Source organism: Sulfuritalea sp., from assembly GCF_031426875.1.
Classification (GTDB): Bacteria; Pseudomonadota; Gammaproteobacteria; order Burkholderiales; family Rhodocyclaceae; genus Sulfuritalea.
On record NZ_JASJPC010000001.1, the window covers coordinates 94,920 to 110,252 of the forward strand.

Annotated in this window: 21 protein-coding genes; 9 read left to right on the forward strand and 12 right to left on the reverse strand. The window is 66.1% G+C overall.

The features are described 5' to 3' along the window. Positions 1-95: 95 nt before the first annotated feature. Together RMO95_RS00520 and RMO95_RS00525 are read left to right on the forward strand one after the other, a co-directional pair. Entirely contained in the window at positions 96-1,031 is a 936-nt protein-coding gene (locus tag RMO95_RS00520) for an NAD(+)--dinitrogen-reductase ADP-D-ribosyltransferase (protein ID WP_310448619.1), read from the forward strand. 213 nt (positions 1,032-1,244) lie between these two features. Continuing rightward, positions 1,245-2,105, forward strand: coding sequence for an SIR2 family protein (locus RMO95_RS00525; protein WP_310448620.1), 861 nt, complete (start codon positions 1,245-1,247; stop codon positions 2,103-2,105). Positions 2,106-2,107: 2 nt separating this feature from the next. Here the strand turns inward: RMO95_RS00525 and RMO95_RS00530 are convergent, their stop codons facing one another. Continuing rightward, positions 2,108-2,320 carry a hypothetical protein gene (locus RMO95_RS00530; RefSeq protein ID WP_310448621.1) on the reverse strand — a complete coding sequence of 71 codons (213 nt, stop codon included), beginning with the start codon at positions 2,318-2,320 and terminating at the stop codon, positions 2,108-2,110. Positions 2,321-2,680: 360 nt separating this feature from the next. Here RMO95_RS00530 and RMO95_RS00535 point away from each other — a divergent pair, with 360 nt between their 5' ends. Together RMO95_RS00535 and RMO95_RS00540 are read left to right on the forward strand one after the other, a co-directional pair. Next, the gene (locus RMO95_RS00535) at positions 2,681-2,932 is read left to right on the forward strand and encodes an AbrB/MazE/SpoVT family DNA-binding domain-containing protein (protein WP_310448622.1); all 252 of its coding nucleotides are present in this window, start codon (positions 2,681-2,683) and stop codon (positions 2,930-2,932) included. A gap of 38 nt (positions 2,933-2,970) precedes the next feature. Beyond that, positions 2,971-3,324, forward strand: coding sequence for a type II toxin-antitoxin system PemK/MazF family toxin (locus RMO95_RS00540; RefSeq protein ID WP_310448623.1), 354 nt, complete (start codon positions 2,971-2,973; stop codon positions 3,322-3,324). 59 nt (positions 3,325-3,383) lie between these two features. Here RMO95_RS00540 and RMO95_RS00545 read toward each other — a convergent pair whose 3' ends face one another. The 11 genes from RMO95_RS00545 to nifL all read right to left on the reverse strand — a co-directional run bounded on the left by RMO95_RS00545 (position 3,384) and on the right by nifL (position 11,701). After that, positions 3,384-3,785, reverse strand: coding sequence for a PIN domain-containing protein (locus RMO95_RS00545; protein WP_310448624.1), 402 nt, complete (start codon positions 3,783-3,785; stop codon positions 3,384-3,386). Further along, positions 3,782-4,006 (reverse strand): AbrB/MazE/SpoVT family DNA-binding domain-containing protein, encoded by a 225-nt coding sequence (locus RMO95_RS00550; RefSeq protein WP_310448625.1) that lies wholly within the window; start codon positions 4,004-4,006, stop codon positions 3,782-3,784. Before RMO95_RS00550 ends, RMO95_RS00545 begins: the two co-directional genes overlap by 4 nt. 97 nt (positions 4,007-4,103) lie before the next feature. Next, positions 4,104-5,000 carry an ADP-ribosyl-[dinitrogen reductase] hydrolase gene (draG, locus tag RMO95_RS00555; protein WP_310448626.1) on the reverse strand — a complete coding sequence of 299 codons (897 nt, stop codon included), beginning with the start codon at positions 4,998-5,000 and terminating at the stop codon, positions 4,104-4,106. Between the two features lie 51 nt (positions 5,001-5,051). Further along, positions 5,052-5,339 carry a 2Fe-2S iron-sulfur cluster binding domain-containing protein gene (locus RMO95_RS00560; protein WP_310448627.1) on the reverse strand — a complete coding sequence of 96 codons (288 nt, stop codon included), beginning with the start codon at positions 5,337-5,339 and terminating at the stop codon, positions 5,052-5,054. Between the two features lie 12 nt (positions 5,340-5,351). Next, entirely contained in the window at positions 5,352-5,765 is a 414-nt protein-coding gene (locus RMO95_RS00565) for an ArsC/Spx/MgsR family protein (protein ID WP_310448628.1), read from the reverse strand. Positions 5,766-5,767: 2 nt separating this feature from the next. Next, the gene (locus RMO95_RS00570) at positions 5,768-6,046 is read right to left on the reverse strand and encodes a 4Fe-4S dicluster domain-containing protein (RefSeq protein WP_310448629.1); all 279 of its coding nucleotides are present in this window, start codon (positions 6,044-6,046) and stop codon (positions 5,768-5,770) included. Between the two features lie 10 nt (positions 6,047-6,056). Beyond that, positions 6,057-7,568 (reverse strand): nitrogenase cofactor biosynthesis protein NifB, encoded by a 1,512-nt coding sequence (nifB, locus tag RMO95_RS00575; RefSeq protein WP_310448630.1) that lies wholly within the window; start codon positions 7,566-7,568, stop codon positions 6,057-6,059. A gap of 147 nt (positions 7,569-7,715) precedes the next feature. After that, positions 7,716-8,003 (reverse strand): nitrogen fixation protein NifZ, encoded by a 288-nt coding sequence (locus tag RMO95_RS00580; protein ID WP_310448631.1) that lies wholly within the window; start codon positions 8,001-8,003, stop codon positions 7,716-7,718. Beyond that, positions 7,990-8,550: a flavodoxin gene (locus RMO95_RS00585; RefSeq protein WP_310448632.1), complete on the reverse strand. Its 561-nt coding sequence runs from the start codon at positions 8,548-8,550 to the stop codon at positions 7,990-7,992. The genes RMO95_RS00580 and RMO95_RS00585 overlap by 14 nt, the downstream gene beginning before the upstream one ends. Continuing rightward, the gene (nifA, locus tag RMO95_RS00590; protein ID WP_310448633.1) at positions 8,547-10,139 is read right to left on the reverse strand and encodes a nif-specific transcriptional activator NifA; all 1,593 of its coding nucleotides are present in this window, start codon (positions 10,137-10,139) and stop codon (positions 8,547-8,549) included. Before nifA ends, RMO95_RS00585 begins: the two co-directional genes overlap by 4 nt. Further along, positions 10,136-11,701, reverse strand: coding sequence for a nitrogen fixation negative regulator NifL (gene nifL, locus RMO95_RS00595; RefSeq protein ID WP_310448634.1), 1,566 nt, complete (start codon positions 11,699-11,701; stop codon positions 10,136-10,138). Before nifL ends, nifA begins: the two co-directional genes overlap by 4 nt. Positions 11,702-11,974: 273 nt before the next feature. Here nifL and rsxG point away from each other — a divergent pair, with 273 nt between their 5' ends. The 5 genes from rsxG (at position 11,975) to RMO95_RS00620 (ending at position 15,205) form a co-directional block, all read left to right on the forward strand. Next, positions 11,975-12,613: an electron transport complex subunit RsxG gene (rsxG, locus tag RMO95_RS00600; protein ID WP_310448635.1), complete on the forward strand. Its 639-nt coding sequence runs from the start codon at positions 11,975-11,977 to the stop codon at positions 12,611-12,613. Between the two features lie 114 nt (positions 12,614-12,727). Beyond that, on the forward strand, positions 12,728-13,402 hold the full coding sequence (locus RMO95_RS00605) for an electron transport complex subunit E (RefSeq protein WP_310448636.1): 675 nt from the start codon (positions 12,728-12,730) through the stop codon (positions 13,400-13,402). Beyond that, entirely contained in the window at positions 13,392-14,078 is a 687-nt protein-coding gene (locus RMO95_RS00610; protein WP_310448637.1) for a SoxR reducing system RseC family protein, read from the forward strand. The genes RMO95_RS00605 and RMO95_RS00610 overlap by 11 nt, the downstream gene beginning before the upstream one ends. Beyond that, the gene (gene rsxA / locus RMO95_RS00615) at positions 14,075-14,656 is read left to right on the forward strand and encodes an electron transport complex subunit RsxA (protein ID WP_310448638.1); all 582 of its coding nucleotides are present in this window, start codon (positions 14,075-14,077) and stop codon (positions 14,654-14,656) included. Before RMO95_RS00610 ends, rsxA begins: the two co-directional genes overlap by 4 nt. Before the next feature lie 15 nt (positions 14,657-14,671). Then, on the forward strand, positions 14,672-15,205 hold the full coding sequence (locus RMO95_RS00620; RefSeq protein ID WP_310448639.1) for an RnfABCDGE type electron transport complex subunit B: 534 nt from the start codon (positions 14,672-14,674) through the stop codon (positions 15,203-15,205). Positions 15,206-15,333: the final 128 nt, after the last annotated feature.

Here is a 15,333-nt window from a genome sequence, read left to right on the forward strand (position 1 = left end):
CGTTGAATTCTTTGGAGCCGGGTTGAATTCCCATGCTCACGGCAGGACTACTGCACGGAGCGTGCCAGCCGCTGTGAATTCCCGTAAACCCTGACGTGACAAGGATTCCCGCGATACCCGAGGTATCCGCTGCGGCTTCGATGTGCGACATCGACGCGCAAGTTTGTAGCGGCTCCGACAAGGGAGACCCACCCGCGCCGGCCTTGCCGAAATCGGTTCGGCTGCCGATCAACCGCTGCAACCTGCCCGCATCCATCCTCGGCGGCCTCACCTACCAGCGCGCGCCGGCGGCGCTCGCCATCGACGGCGTCGCCGCCCTGCACCGCCCTTTGTTCGAACTGCTCGACGAGATCGAAGCCGCCGCGGAACGGTCGCAACGTTTCGTCGGCTACATGGAGGCGCACTTCCGCCTGAGCCATCCCGAGGAAGCCGGGCTCACCGAGCACCAGCCGAAATCGCGTGCCAGGGCCAGCTACCTGCGCATGGTGCGCGGCTGGGCCTTCGACCCCGACGGCCGCGAGGCCGCCGTGCTCAAAGGCTGGGTCGAGTCACGCTTCGGCCTGATGCCGCGCCACCACGGTGATTCGCTGCGCGAACCCGGCAGCGCCGCCTGGCAGCGCTATGTCGAGATGCGTGCCGCCGGCCTCTACGGCACCAACGCGCTCGAATCCCAGCTCGACCTGCTCTACGCCTACTGCCAGTACGAACTTACGCGGCAGTTTCCGCAGCGCAGCCACATCCGCCTGTATCGCGGCGTCAATCGCCTGAGCGACCACGAGATCATCGCCGACGACGATGTCCACAGCGGACCCGAGGCCAACTCATTTGACAAAGTGGTGCTGCTCAACAACATCAGTTCCTTCTCGCGCTCGCGCGAGCGCGCCGGCGAGTTCGGCGACAGCATCCTCAGCGTCGACGTGCCGCTGCCCAAGCTGGCCTTCTACAGCCAACTGCTGCCCGGCATGCTCAAGGCCGAAGACGAATACGTGGTGATCGGCGGCCTCTACCGGGTGAGGCTGGCGAGCACCTGATCGCCGCAGTTCAATCTCCCTTCCCTTCAAGGCGAGGGCCGGGGGGATAGTGACGTAACCGCGTGGAAATCACCACCAATCGCCGTCCCGCCAGCGCCAACTCTTGTCTTGTAGCAAGTCCGACAATCAATCCGCAAGCCCTTGCCAGCACAGGCCTTCACCCCGGGTGCGCTTCTTGCACGAACACACCTACCCCACCCGGAGCACACCAAAATGATCCCTACAGAACTCCTCGACCAATGGCAGGCCGGCCTGACCGACGGCAGCATCGTTCCCTATCTCGGCCCCGGCGTCCTCGCCGGCGTCACATCGAAACTCGACGGACGACCGATCCCGGCCACCGGCGAGCAACTGATCCTGGCCATGAACAACGGCCAGCCGATGGCGCCGAAACTCATGTACGAATTCCCCCGCGCCGCCATGAACATCGAACTCAAGCGCGGCCGCAGCACCGTCACGCGCTTCCTCGACGCCACCTATGCCACCAGCAAATGGACGCGCGCCGCGCTGCACGACTGGCTAGCCGAAATCGCCCCGCCCTACGTGATCGACATCAACCGCGACACGCAACTGCAGGACAGCTACGCCCATATGCCGCACCTGCTGATCCTCGGCTGTGCCCGCATCGGCGGCACCGACTACCGCTTCAAGCTCTACGCCCACGACGGCGACAGCTACGCCGAAATCGACCCGACCCAGGCCGACCCCGCCCTGCCCGTCCTGTTCAAGCCGATGGGCGCGCCGCTGCCAAAATCCAGCTACATCGCCTCGGATGCCGACTATGTCGATTACATCACCGAACTGATGGGCGGCTTCGCCGTGCCGGCCTTCGTCAAGGCCAAACGCAAAGGCAAGCGCTACCTGCTGCTCGGCATGCGCCTCGACCGCGATTCAGAACGCATGGTCTTCTCCGACCTGATCTACGACGCGGCGAAAGAACCCGCCGGCTGGGCGCTGATCGCTGAGCCGACGGACAAGGAGCGGCGTTTCTGCGCAAAACAGGGACTGGAGTTGGTCGAAGCGGAGCTTGGCGAACTCGTCGCCGAACTGGCGGGCAGCCCGGTTGCCGCCTGATCTTATCCCCGCAGCATTGCCGCCAGTTCGACGAGCGGAATTGCCTCGATATCCTCCGCCAGGCGATAGCGGTCCGCGCCCGGATAGACGACGAACTTGCGCACCGGCTTGAGGTCGGCGGCGATGCGCGGACCGAACTGGGGAATGTCGCGCTCCAGGTAGCTGTGGATGAAGTCCTGCCGCCAGCGCAGACGAAAGGGCCAAAGCTGCTTCAAGTTCAGCCGTCAGGAGGCGATCGATCATCCCTGCATTTATGGATGTCTACTCCTGATTTTGCAAGGATAAAGGCCACCTCACAGCCTTCCCGGTGTCCCTGTTCCCAACGACATGGACAGGAACAAAATCCACACCAAGCTAAAAGGATCAGTGTGATTTCGATTTCCCCGAGACCGCGGATCGCCGTGCCGCCAGCGCCAACTATTGCTCTCTGTGCACGCCGCGCGCGACCAACATTTCTCGCTCGCGAACAATGCTCATGCCCGGAACGACCAGTCCACTCCGGTTCGGAATCGGTCGGATTGACCTCGCGTACTTCACCGTTTAAACTACTGTCTAAACATTCTCGGGGGAAGATCGTGACCGTAGCCGTTCTCGACATCAAGCAGTGGGGCAACAATCTGGGTGTCCGTTTGCCGGCGGCGGTGGCTCGCGCGGCGCATCTCAGCGTCGACCAGCGGGTTCGCGTCTCGGTGGAGGGCGGGCTGGTGGTCATCACGCCGGTCGCTGATACAACACTGACGCTCGAACAGCGACTCGCACAGTTCGATCCGGCGCGGCATGGCGGCGAAGCAATGGCCAGTGAACGGATCGGTGCCGAGCGGTGGTAGTCAGGAAGCCGTCGACTTCGGTTAAGCGCCGCCTTTGGGTGCCGGATCGCCAGGACATCATCTGGATCGACTGCAATCCGCAAGTCGGCCGCGAGATGCGCGACGTCCATCCTTTTCTGGTGCTCTCGCCCGCCAACTTCAACGACAAGACTTCGCTGGTCATCGGATTGCCGATGACCACGGCGGCCTACAACGCCGACAACCCTTTCGCTGTGGCCGTCGGCCCGGCCAAGGGACGCAAGGCCGGCCAGCCCAGTTACGTGCTTTGCCACCAGCCCAAGTCCTTCGATTGGCGTTTGCGTGGCGGCAAGCCTCACCCGCTCGGACGATTGTCCGACGTCTTGCTGGCACAGGTATGCGAACGCCTGAACCAGATTGTCCGGTTGGCCTGAGAAAGCCGGTCCGGCGGCAAAAGTAGGCGCTGGCGACACGCCGACAACGACGGCCGCAGTTATTTGAGCGGCAACACTTCCTGCTTCAGTTTGAGTGCCGCGAACTCCGGGTCCTTGTGCACCAGGGTCGCGCCGGCAAGGCCTGCGGCGGCCGCAATCCATGCGTCGGCCAGCGACAGGGCGTTGGTCGCCTTGATCGCGGCGGCCGCCTCCAAGAGTTCGACGGATTCGTGCAGCCACTCGATCGGCAAGGACAGGCATTGCTCGTAGGCGAGGCGCCCGGCGGCCTTGCCCTCGTCCTTCCAGACCCGGTAATAGACTTCCATCAGGGACATGAAGCAGCCGTAACACCCGGCGCGCCCGGCCTGGGCCTGATTCAGCAGCGCCGCGACCCGGTCGGCCCCTGCCTCGTCGTCGCGCAAGGCAAGCAGGGCCGAGGTGTCGAGCAGCCAGCGTTTCACTCGCGTGCCCGATCGACCTTGCGTTCCGCCAGCAAACGCTTGACCGCGCCGCCCTTGCCCTGGCCGCGAAAGGCCGCCACCGTGTCGCGCCTGACCGGAACCACGCGTATCGTCGTACCCTCCACCAGCCACTCCAGGCCATCTGCCGGCGTCAGGCCGAACTGGCGTCGAATTTTCGCCGGAACCACGGTCTGGCCACGGGAAGTCAGTGTGCTTTTCATGGAACTCTCCATCAAAGTGAATTACCTAATGGTGAGCAATGTAATTCGGCCACGCAGCCGGGTCAAGGGCATCACGCGCCCCGCGTGGTGACTTGCGCTAGCGATAACTGGGGACGTCAGCACCGACCAGCGCCCGCGCCTGCGCCACGCAGGCCTCCCGCACTTGCGCATCGAGCGCATTGAGCCAGCGCGCTGGCAAGGCTTCGCGGCCGTAGAGCGCGCCGGCCAGCATGCCGGCGATGGCGCCGGTGGTATCGGCGTCGCCGCCGCGATTGACGACATCGACCAGGCAGGGCTCGAAGCCGCCGACATCGACCAGTGCCTGCAGCACCGCCTGCAGGGTCTCGACCACCCAGCCGCTGGGATTCTCGCGCCGCGGCCGCGCGCGGAAGGCGAAGGCCGGCTGCGCCTGCACCAATGGCTGGATGCGCGTACGGAACACTTCGCGCAGGGACTTGCCGAGCAGGAAATCCTGCACCGCCAGCGCGAGGAATTCGCAGGCGGCGTCGGACATCGCGTTGTGGTGCGTGACGTGGGCCTGGGCGCGACAGGCGGCGCGCACCTCGGCCTCGGGCCGGCCCAGCGTCGCCAGCGCCACCGGCAGCACGCGCATCGCAGCGCCATTGCCGGCATCGTGTTCGGATGCCGGCGCCTGCGGCTCGCCGGTGTGGCGAAAGCGCAGCAGGTTGCGCCGCACGGTGTTGCCGATGTCGACCGGCTTGCGGCGCATCCAGGCGTCGAAGCCGCGCGCGCAGGCCAGCGCTTCGACCCGCCCGTCATTGGCGAGGATGGCCTCGCCCAGCGCCAGCGCCATGCCGGTGTCGTCGGTGACCTGACCGGGCTTGAGCCGGAGCCAGCCGCCACCGACGATCTCGCGATGCACGCCATGGTGATGGGCGATCTCGCGCGAGGTCATGAATTCGACGGTGGCACCCAGCGCATCGCCCAGCGCGAGGCCGAGATAGGCCGCCTCGGCGCGCGCGGAAAGTGTCACCCGGAATTCCGCATTTCTCGCCGCCTCACCGGCGCGTATAGTCGTCCGGCATCAGGCGGGCTTGACGACGATGCTGCCGCCCAGCAACTGGGCCTGGCAGGCGAGGCGGTGGTGGCGCGGCGCGAGATTGTCCTTCAGCACCTGGTCTTCCAGCATCGAGGGCGCGGCCAGGTGCTCGTGGCCGGAGATGATCTTGGTCAGACAGGTGCAGCACTCGCCTTCGCGGCAACCGTAGGTGATGCCGGCGCCGATCTTTTCCGAGACTTCGATAAGCCGCGTGCCGGCGGGAACGGTGACGGTGATGCCGATGTCCTGAAAGGTGACTTGAGCTTTGGGCATGGGGTTTTCCGGTTATGAAGTCGGGCAAGGCTCGCCGCCATGGCGACAGGCTTCGAGGTTTTCGTCGGGCACATCCGCGAGCCCGATCCAGGCGTCGATCGCCGTGGCGTCAAAGCCAACTCTTCGCTCCTCGCCGACCTGCAGCAGCGGCCGCCGGATCAGCAGCGGGTTGTCGCGCAGCAGCGCCAGTGCGGTCGGCTCGTCGAGTTCCCCGGGCACGATCTCGCCCGACTTGATGGCCGGCGCGGCAGGGTTGAACCATTGCGTGACCGGCAGGCCGATGAAAAATTCGAGCAGGGCCAGATTGGTCCAGGCCTTGTGGCGCAGGTCGCGCGCCAGCACCTCGTGGCCGGACTCCGCAAGCAGCTTCTTCTGGCGCGCATTGCCGGCGCAGCCGGTCTTTTCGTAAAAGGTGATGGTGGCCATGATCAGCGCGCCATGATTTCCGCTTGCGCTGCCGCCCAGCGCTCGGGCGGGATGCCGGTCAGGGAACCCGGCGGGTTCATTTCCGCGCCGAGTTCGTCGAGGATCGCGCCTTCGATCGGGCAGATCGCAACGCATTGCGCATCGGCATAATCGCCGACGCATTCGGTGCATTTGTCGGCGTCGATCAGGAAGTGGGGCGCGGCTTCGTAGATCGCCTTGTTGGGGCAGAGCGGCGCGCAGGCCCAGCAGTTCACGCAGCTTTCGATGATTTCGAGTGCCATGACGGTTTCCTCAGGCGCACTTGGCCGGGGTTGAGTTCGATGCGGGCTTGGCGTCGAGCTTTCCCGCCGCCAGCATTTCATTCCACACCGCCATCACGGCGTCCTCGATCGACTCCATCGCATGCTCGCCGTTGGGCGCGATGCCGGCCGCTTCGAGATTGCCCCAGGGCTCGAAGCCGATCTTCGAGCAGAGCACAACCTCGCAGCCATCGAGGGCCTTGATGGTCCTGTCGAGGACGGATTCACCATCGCCGCAGGTCTCGTCGCCGGCGCAGTACTGCTCGGCCTTGCGATGGCCGACGAACTTGGCGCCCGCGGCGGAGGCTTCATAGACCAGGAATTCTTTCGCGTGGCCGAAGTGCACCGCGACCAGGCCGCCCTTCCCTGCCACAGCCATCAGCACCGCCCGTCCGGCCGGCGTTTTCTGGCGCGGCATGAACTGCACCACCTGCAGCCCCGCCGGTGCATGCGCCTTGTTTCGCTTGGCCTCCAGCTCCGCCGTGACTTTCGCCCGCAACTCGGCGCGCACCGCCATGGCCGCTTCGTAGTCGATGTCCATGGCCTCGATCTTGTCCATGGTGAATTCGTCGCCGCGATCCTCGCCGAGCAGGCCCACCGCATCGGCGCGGCACTGGCGGCAGTGGCGCATCATGTTCATGTCGCCCTCGCAGGCATCCTGCAGGTTCTTCAGCTCCGCCGGATTCGGGCTGCGCTGTCCCATGACGCCGTAGAAGGTGCCGTGTTCGGCTTCGGCGATCAGCGGCATGACGTTGTGCAGGAAGGCGCCTTTGGCCTTGACGATCTTCGACACCTCCTTCAGGTGTTCGTCATTGACGCCGGGGATCAGCACCGAATTGACCTTGACCAGTATCCCCTTCGCCACCAGCATCTCCAGCCCCTGCTGCTGCCGCTGGATCAGGATCGCGGCAGCCTCGCGGCCGTGGATGCGCCTGTTCTGCCAGAAGATCCACGGATAGATTTTTGCGCCGACATCGGGGTCGACGCAGTTGATGGTGATCGTGACGTGGTCGATGTTGTGCTTCGACAATTCCTCGACATGGTCGGGCAGCGCGAGGCCGTTGGTCGACACGCAGAGCTTGATGTCGGGCGCCTTCAGCGCGAGCTGGCGGAAGGTCTCGAAAGTGCGTGTGGGATTGGCCAGGGGATCGCCGGGGCCGGCGATGCCGAGCACCGTCATCTGCGGAATCGTCGCCGCCACGGCCAGCGTCTTCTTCACCGCCTGGTCGGGCGTCAGCAGTTCCGAAACCACGCCGGGGCGCGACTCGTTGGCGCAGTCGTACTTGCGGTTGCAGTAATGGCACTGGATGTTGCAGGCCGGCGCCACCGCGACGTGCATGCGCGCGAAATAGTGGTGGGCGTCTTCCGAATAGCAGGGATGGTCCTGCACCCGGGCGCGGATTTCATCCGACATACCGCCCATCTGGGAGGCAGATGAGCCGCAACTGCCGGCGCTGCAGCCGCCGGCTTGGGGTGATGTGGATTCGATGACAGGCAGATCCATGGCGAGCTTCCCTTGCATTCCCCCGGGCTGGGGACACCCGTGATTCAGCAACCCTCATGCCATGCCGATCGTTCTGCCTAAGGTCTTGAAATTCGGCAATTTTTCCGGCTCGCCTGGGCTGTCGCAAAAGCGACAATGGCGTAATGCCTACGCTGCCGCCGCCTTGGCCCAGGCCTCGTCCTGGGTCAGTTCCGCGGGCAGGCAGCCGACCGGCGGGCCGAGCTCGCTCAGGGCGCCGCCCTCGCCTTCGAAGCGCACCAGGTAGATCGCCTGATCGGGATCGGCTTCGACGTGACCATGGTTGACCACTACGCCGCGCCGGCCCGGCGTGGCGAGCACGGCGTCGGCGGCGACATCGGGAATGCCGCCGTCGTTCACCAGCAGTTCGCGGCTGAAAACGATCTCGCCGATTTCATAGGCTTCATGTGTGGGCATCGTGCAACTCCAGGGTTTGCAATTCTTCATCGAGTTGCCGCAGCCATGCATCGATGCGCGGCTCGGTCAGCGCCGGCTGGCTGACCGGGTCCAGCGCGAGGCCGACGAAGCGGCCGTCGATGATCGCCTGCGAAGCCTGGAAGGCGTAGCCATCGGTCGGCCAGACGCCAATCACGCGGGCGCCGCAAGCGACGACGGCGTCATGGAGCAGGATCAGCGCATCGACGAACTCGTGGCCGTATTTTTCCTGCTCGCCGAGGCCGAACAGCGCCACGGTCTGGTGGCGCATGTCCTGCCCTTCAAGCCGCGGCAGGAACTCGGCCCAACTTTCCTGCGCTAGGCCGGTGGCGAGGCCGGGCAATTCGCCGTCGCCGTAGGTCGGTGCGCCGAGAATCAGCAGCTCATGGGCGAGAAAGTCTTCGACGCCGGTGCGGCCGATATTCACCGGGGCCAGTGCCCGATCACCGAGCTTCTGCGCGATCAGCTTGGCGATGCGCCGCGTGCGGCCGGTGTCGGTGCCGAAATAGACGGCTATCTTATCCGTCATATCTGCCGCACCTCGATGTTGAGCGTCTGGATGCGGTAGGCGATCTGGCGCGGCGTCATGCCCAGCAGGCGCGCGGCGCGGGCCTGGACCCAGCCGGCCTGCTCCAGCGCGGCGATCACGCGCTGGCGTTCGCTTTGCTCGCTGCCGGGCTCGATCGCGTCGCCGTCGGCGTCGAGTGGCGGCCTGAGAGTTGGCGCTGGCGATACGGCGAAGGAAGTCCCCTTTGGGGACGCGGCGCCGCGGCCCGGACCGGTGCGCGGCTTGTCGATGCGGATCAGCTCGGCGTCGATTTCGCCATTCATCGACATCACGGAGGCGCGCTCCAGGCAGTTCTCCAGTTCGCGCACGTTGCCGGGCCAGCTGTGCTGCGCCAGGCGGCGCTGGGCTGCGGCGGTCAGCGACAGCGGCCGGCTCTGGATGCCGCCCAGGCGTTCGAGCAGGAAGCGGGCGATCTCGGGCAGGTCTTCCATGCGTTCGCGCAGCGGCGGCGGCAGGATGGGCATGACGTTGAGCCGGTAGTAGAGGTCCTCGCGGAACTCGCCGGTTTCCACGGCCGCTTCGAGATCGCGGTGGGTCGCCGCGATCAGGCGCACATCGACCTTGATTGTGCGGCTGCCGCCGACGCGCTCCAGCTCGCCTTCCTGCAGCACGCGCAAGAGTTTGGCCTGGAAGGCCGGCGAGATTTCGCCGATCTCGTCGAGGAACAGCGTGCCGCCGTCGGCGGTTTCGAAGCGGCCCTTGCGCGCCGCCACGGCGCCGGTGAAGGCACCCTTTTCGTGGCCGAAGAGTTCCGATTCGAGCAGGTTTTCCGGCAGAGAGGCGCAGTTGAGCCGCACGTAGGGCCCGCGCGCACGCGGCGAGTTGTAGTGGATGGCGTTGGCGATGAGTTCCTTGCCGGTGCCGGTTTCGCCGCGGATCAGCACCGTGGTCGGCCATTTCGCCACCATGCGGATCTGCTCGAAAATGCGCCGCATCGGTCCCGAATGGCCGACCAGGTTGTCGAAGCCGTGCTTCTGCCGCACGGTGCGGCGCAGGGTGTCGCGCTCTTCGGCCAGGGCCTTGTGTTCGCGGTCGACTTCGAGCGAAAGGCGCACGCTCTGACCGATCAGGTTGGCCACCATTTCGACGAAGCGCACGCGCTCGGCGAGCAGGCCGTCGTCGGGCTCGTCGGGCTGCACCGCGAGCACGCCCTGCAGCGCGCCGCCGACCTGGATCGGCGCGGCGATGAAGGGAAGCTCCTTGTCATAAAGGCCGAGCCGGTTGAGGAAGCGCGGCTCGTCGCCCAGGCGCTGGACGGCGATGGTGCGGCCGCCTTCGAGGATCATGCCAACCAGGCCTTCGCCGGGCTGGTAGCGCACCGGTTCGTAAACCTCGCTGTCGAGGCCATGCACGGCATGCACGCCGAGCTCGCCGCTGTCGGGATCGACCACGCCGACCATGCCGCCGCTCAAATGGCCTGTGACTTCGAGCGTGCGCAGCACCTCGCGCAGGGTCTGGTGAAAATCCAGCGAGCGCGACAAGGCCTGCGAGACGCGGAACAGCATCTCGTAATGGGCGCGCAGCAGGGTGGACGAGCGCAGTTCACTCATGATCGACGCTTCACGGGTAGCAGCACGCGCACGCGGCAGCCGCCCAGCTTGGCCGGGTCGACCTCTATCGTGCCGCCGTGATCGGCGGCAACCTGCTGCGCGGCGGAAAGGCCGGTGCCGAGGTGGCCACGTTGGGCGGTGCCTTCGCGTTTGGTGGTGTAGAAGGGCTCGAACACCTTGAGCTGCTGCCCGGCGGGAATGCCGGGCCCGCTGTCCTCGATGACGATGTCGATGCCGCCGGGTTGCGCCCGGGTGATCACGGACAAGTCGCGCTCGCGCCAGCCGCGCGCGCTCATGGCTTCGATGGCGTTGTCGATCAGGGCCTTGAACATCGAACGCAACTGGTTCGGATAACCCTGCAGCGTCGGCAGCATGGCCTGCGGCTTCCAGTTGACGCTGACGCCCGAGGCCAGCAGGCGCTTGGTACTGAGGTCGAGCACGTCGCGCAGCAGTTCATTGACGTTGATGGCGCCGGCAGGTTCGCGCGTTTCGGCGGGGATCATGGCGCGCAACTCGGCCAGCGCCTGCTGCCCGGCGGCCATCGCGTCGGCCAGCGCCACAGCCATCGGGTCGGCGTCGCCGTTGCGCCGCGCCAGCATGCCGACCACCGAGGACATCATGTTGAGCGGCCCTTCGAGGCGGAAAGTGGCCGCCGAGAGGCTCTCGCGCAGCGCCGAGACGCGGTCCTCCTCGGCCATCACAACTTGCAGCGCGGCGACGCGGCCCTTTTCCTGCTCGGCGCGCAGGCCGGTGATTTCCTTGGCTACCAGCAGCAGGTAGTCGCGCCCGCCGCCCTCGAAGAAGGCGTCGGCGCCGCTGTCGTCCTCGCGCACGCGGCTGCCGGAACAGGAGAACCAGCGCGGCGGCTTGCCGCCCGGCAGGTCGAGGCGCACTTCGCGGTCGAGGAAGGCATAGCCGGAATTGCGCCGCCCCTTCACAGTGTCGAGTTCCAGCCCGGCGCGGATCGCCGTCATCAGCATCGGTGCCGGCTCGGCCATGCCGAGGTCGGCCTGCAGCTTCTTGTATTCCTGGTTGTCGAGCAGCACGCGGTCATCGACGTCGAGCACCGCGATCACCATCGGCGCCGCATCGACCACCGATTCGATCAGCGCCTTCTGGTTCTTCACCTCGCATTCGAGGCGGTGCATCGCGGTGATGTCGCGATGCATGCCGAGGTAATTGACGATCGCGCCGCCGGCATCGACCACCGGCGAAATCGAGAGTTCGGCGAGGTACTTGCTGCCATCGCGCCGCCGATTGATCAGCCGCCCGCTCCAGGCTTCGCCGCGCGAAATGCTCTGCCACAGCGACTTGTACACCTCGGGCGGGGTGGTCTTGTTGGACAGCATGGATTCGTTGCGGCCGGCCGCCTCGTCGGCGGCGTAGCCGGTGACGCGGGAGAAGGCGGGATTGACGTAGAGGATGTTGCCGCCGACGTCGGTGATCGAAATCGCGATGTCGGCCTGGTCCACGGTCTGCTGGAATACGCGCGGATGAATTGCCGCCGCGGTCTCGGCGCCTTCAGCCCCACCGCCCACCGTCTCAAGTTGCTTCTTCGCCATGGCGCACCATCTCCGGATCCAATGTCTTCGCTCCATTCAGCAGGTTCCGTGCCGAGTCTGATTTCACGCTGGATTTGGAGTATTTACCCCGTGTTTTGTAGGACTTGCGACACAGCCAAGAGTTGGCGCTGGCGACACGGCGAGGCGTCCCGGCAAGGCGAAAACCCCCATGCTGGTGCGGACTTGGGCGCGCATGCACGGCTTTGGTGTGCGCCGCAACATGCGGTGGCACGGAAGATGCGAAGCGATGGGCAAAGGAATCTTCGTCAGACCATGAACAGCCCTCACGCCCTCCAGCCCGAAACCGTCGCGATCAAGCCGCCCGGCCTGATGCATGGCGTGATCCTCGGCGCCTTCTGCCTCGGCTTCGGCCTGGTGCTGGCCGTCACCGACCGCCTGACGCTGGACGACATCGCCGCCCGCGCCCTCGAAGACCGGCAGAACTCGCTGGCCCAGGTGATCCCCACCACTCTCCACGACAACAATCCGGTGACCGACACGCTGCTGATGAAGAACGCCCACGGCCGCGAAATAACGATTTATCGCGCACGCAAGGCAGGCCGCGTCACCGGCGTCGCCTACGAGATCCACGGCACGGGATATGCCGGCGAGATGAAGCTGATGCTGGGGCTGTCCGCCGACGGCAAGGTACTCGGCGTGCGCGTGCTGGCGCACAAGGAAACGCCGGGCCTGGGCGACAAGATCGAGGTCAAGAAAGGCGACTGGATCCTGCGTTTCAACGACCTGTCGCTGGGCAATCCGCCGGCCGAACGCTGGAAGGTGAAGAAGGACGGCGGCCAGTTCGACCAGTTCGCCGGCGCCACCATCACGCCGCGCGGCGTGCTGGCCGCGATCCGCGACGGCCTGGAGTTCTTCGCCGCGAACAAGACCGCGCTCACGGAGGCGAAATGACAACCTATCCCCCATCCCCTTTCCCAAGGAAAGGGGTGACTACGGTTCAGCCGCTTTGCGGCTTCCAAAGTTTTGACGCTACGCCTCCTCGGGGCGGCCCAGCGGAGGCGTGACATGGCAAACAATTACAAGACCATCGTCAAGGACGGCCTGTGGGACAACAACGGCGTCTTCAGCATGCTGCTCGGCATGTGCCCGGCGATGGCCATGACCGCCAGCGCCACCAACGGCTTCGGCATGGGGCTGGCCACCGCCGTAGTGATGGCGGCATCGAGCCTGCTGGTCGCGCTGTTCCGCAAGCTGATCACTCCGGAAGTGCGCATCCCCGTCTACATCCTGATCGTCGCCGCCATGGTGACCCTGGTCGACCTGGCGATGAACGCCTGGATGCACGAGCTGTACAAGGTGCTGGGCCTGTTCATTCCGCTGATCGTTTCCAACTGCCTGCCGCTGGCACGCCTCGAAGCCTTCGCCGCGAAGCAGCCGGTGCTGCCCTCTTTCCTCGACGGCCTGTTCATGGGCCTGGGCTTCACCATCGCGCTGACCGCGATCGGCGCGGTGCGCGAGATCACCGGCAACGGCACCCTGTTCGCCGACGCTTCGCTGCTGCTCGGCCCGGCCTTCAAGGCCATCGAACTGCGCCTGCTGCCGGCCGACATGGGCGTGCTGATGATGATCCTGCCGCCCGGCGGCTTCCTCGTCACCGGCCTGCTGGTCGTCGTCAAGCGCATGGTCGACCTGCGCGCCGGCAAGGAAATCCAGATGGGAGGGGCGCACAGTGTCGCGTGACCTGCATACCGTCGAAGGCATCGCCCGCGTGGTCGGCGTCGACGGCGCGACGGCCTGGCTCGAACCGGAACAGACCAGCAGTTGCGGCAGTTGCGCCTCGGCTTCGAGTTGCGGCGCTGGGGCCGGGGCCGGCGGCATCGGCACAGTGACCGACCGCATCGCGGCGCGGCGTTTTTCTCTGGACAACGCGGACGACCTGCATGTCGGCGAGCGCGTGGTGGTGGGCGTCGCCGAGCGTGCACTGATCCGCGCCGCGCTGACCGCCTATGGCTTGCCGCTGGTAACAGCGCTGACGGCTGGCGGCATTGCCGAAAGTGCTTGGGCGAGCGACCTCGCCACCATGGCGGCGATGGCGGCCGGCTTAGTGGTCGGGCTGCTGGCGGCAGGCACGGTCGCGCGGCGCCTGGCCGCACGCGGCGATCTGGCGCCGCGCTTCCTGCGCATCTCCTCCCCCTTCAAGGGGGGCGAGGCGGGAATTCGCGACGCATGCGTCGCGCCGCCGCAGCCGGCTAGCTGTGCAAAGCCAGCCGTGGGCCGCGCAGCGGCCGGGAGGGGGATGGGGGAAGAAACGGGCGTTCCGTCGACGTGTCACGCCAGTTTGACCCATCCCCTCCCCAACCCTCCCCTTGAAGGGGAGGGAGCGTCCATGACACTTTCGATTGGAAATTCGCCATGAAAGATTTCGCCCTGATGATGATAGGCGCGGCACTGGTGAACAACGTGATCCTCGCCCGCTTCCTCGGCCTGTGTTCCTTCATGGGCGTCACCACGCGCATCGACACGGCGGCGGGCATGGGCCTGGCCACCACCTTCGTCATCACGGTGTCGTCGATGGCCGACTGGGCCGTGCAGCACTGGCTGCTCGACGCCTACGGCCTGGGCTATCTGCGCACCGTGACTTTCATCCTGGTCATCGCCAGCGCCGTGCAATTCACCGAGCTGACCATCAAGAAAGTCTCGCCGGCCCTGTTCCAGATGCTCGGCATCTACTTGCCGCTGATCACCACCAACTGCGCCGTGCTCGGCGTCGCCCTGCTGCTGGTCGAAGGCCGCATGAGCTTCCTCGGCGCCACGCTGTTCGGCTTTGCCTCGGCGCTCGGCTACAGCCTGGTGATGGTGATCTTCGCCGGCCTGCGCGAACGCCTGGCACTGGCCGAGGTGCCGCGCCTGTTCGCCGGCCCGCCGCTCGGCTTCATCGTCGCCAGCCTGCTGGCGATGGCCTTCATGGGGTTTTCGGGCATCAGTACCGGATAGCAAAAGGAGAATGCCATGCTCATAGCCGTCGCAACCCTCGCCCTGATGGGCCTCGCCCTCGGCGCCCTGCTGGGCACCGCAGCGCGCTATCTGGCGGTCGCGGAAGATCCGATCGAGGGCAAGCTGAAGGACATGCTGCCCGGCTCGCAATGCGGCCAGTGCGGCTATGTCGGTTGCAGCCAGGCGGCGGCGGCCCTGGCGCGCGGCGAGGCACTGCCGACGCTGTGCCCGCCCGGCGGCAAGTCGGTGGCCGAAGCGCTGGCGGCGATGCTGGGCGTCAAGCTCGACCTCTCAGCCGTGGTCGACGATGGCCCCAAGCTGGCCGTGGTGGCCGAGGAAATCTGCATCGGCTGCTGCCGCTGCATCAAGGCCTGCCCGACGGATGCCGTGGTCGGCGCGGCGAAGCAGATCCACAACGTGATCCGCGAGGCCTGCACCGGCTGCGCCGCCTGCATCGACCGCTGCCCGACCGAGGCCATGTCCCTGGTGCCGGTGCCGGTCAGCCTGCAGCACTGGATCTGGCCCAAGCCTGCGGCTGCCGTCGCCTGACATCATGGGTACGATGCCCCGCCGCGCCCTCGCCCCAGAGCAATCGCATGAAGCGCCAACTCCTCCCCCTTCAAGGGGGGCGAGGCGGGAATTCGCGACGCATGCGTCGCGCCGCCGCAGCCGGCTGG

Coding starts and splice junctions, on each gene's coding strand:
- RMO95_RS00525 (WP_310448620.1), top strand. CDS start 1,245: ATGATCCCTACAGAACTCCTCGACCAATGGCAGGCCGGCCTGACCGAC.
- RMO95_RS00550 (WP_310448625.1), bottom strand. CDS start 4,006: ATGAAAAGCACACTGACTTCCCGTGGCCAGACCGTGGTTCCGGCGAAA.
- RMO95_RS00560 (WP_310448627.1), bottom strand. CDS start 5,339: ATGCCCAAAGCTCAAGTCACCTTTCAGGACATCGGCATCACCGTCACC.
- RMO95_RS00565 (WP_310448628.1), bottom strand. CDS start 5,765: ATGGCCACCATCACCTTTTACGAAAAGACCGGCTGCGCCGGCAATGCG.
- RMO95_RS00570 (WP_310448629.1), bottom strand. CDS start 6,046: ATGGCACTCGAAATCATCGAAAGCTGCGTGAACTGCTGGGCCTGCGCG.
- nifB (WP_310448630.1), bottom strand. CDS start 7,568: ATGGATCTGCCTGTCATCGAATCCACATCACCCCAAGCCGGCGGCTGC.
- RMO95_RS00580 (WP_310448631.1), bottom strand. CDS start 8,003: ATGCCCACACATGAAGCCTATGAAATCGGCGAGATCGTTTTCAGCCGC.
- RMO95_RS00585 (WP_310448632.1), bottom strand. CDS start 8,550: ATGACGGATAAGATAGCCGTCTATTTCGGCACCGACACCGGCCGCACG.
- nifA (WP_310448633.1), bottom strand. CDS start 10,139: ATGAGTGAACTGCGCTCGTCCACCCTGCTGCGCGCCCATTACGAGATG.
- nifL (WP_310448634.1), bottom strand. CDS start 11,701: ATGGCGAAGAAGCAACTTGAGACGGTGGGCGGTGGGGCTGAAGGCGCC.
- rsxG (WP_310448635.1), top strand. CDS start 11,975: ATGAACAGCCCTCACGCCCTCCAGCCCGAAACCGTCGCGATCAAGCCG.
- RMO95_RS00605 (WP_310448636.1), top strand. CDS start 12,728: ATGGCAAACAATTACAAGACCATCGTCAAGGACGGCCTGTGGGACAAC.
- rsxA (WP_310448638.1), top strand. CDS start 14,075: ATGAAAGATTTCGCCCTGATGATGATAGGCGCGGCACTGGTGAACAAC.
- RMO95_RS00620 (WP_310448639.1), top strand. CDS start 14,672: ATGCTCATAGCCGTCGCAACCCTCGCCCTGATGGGCCTCGCCCTCGGC.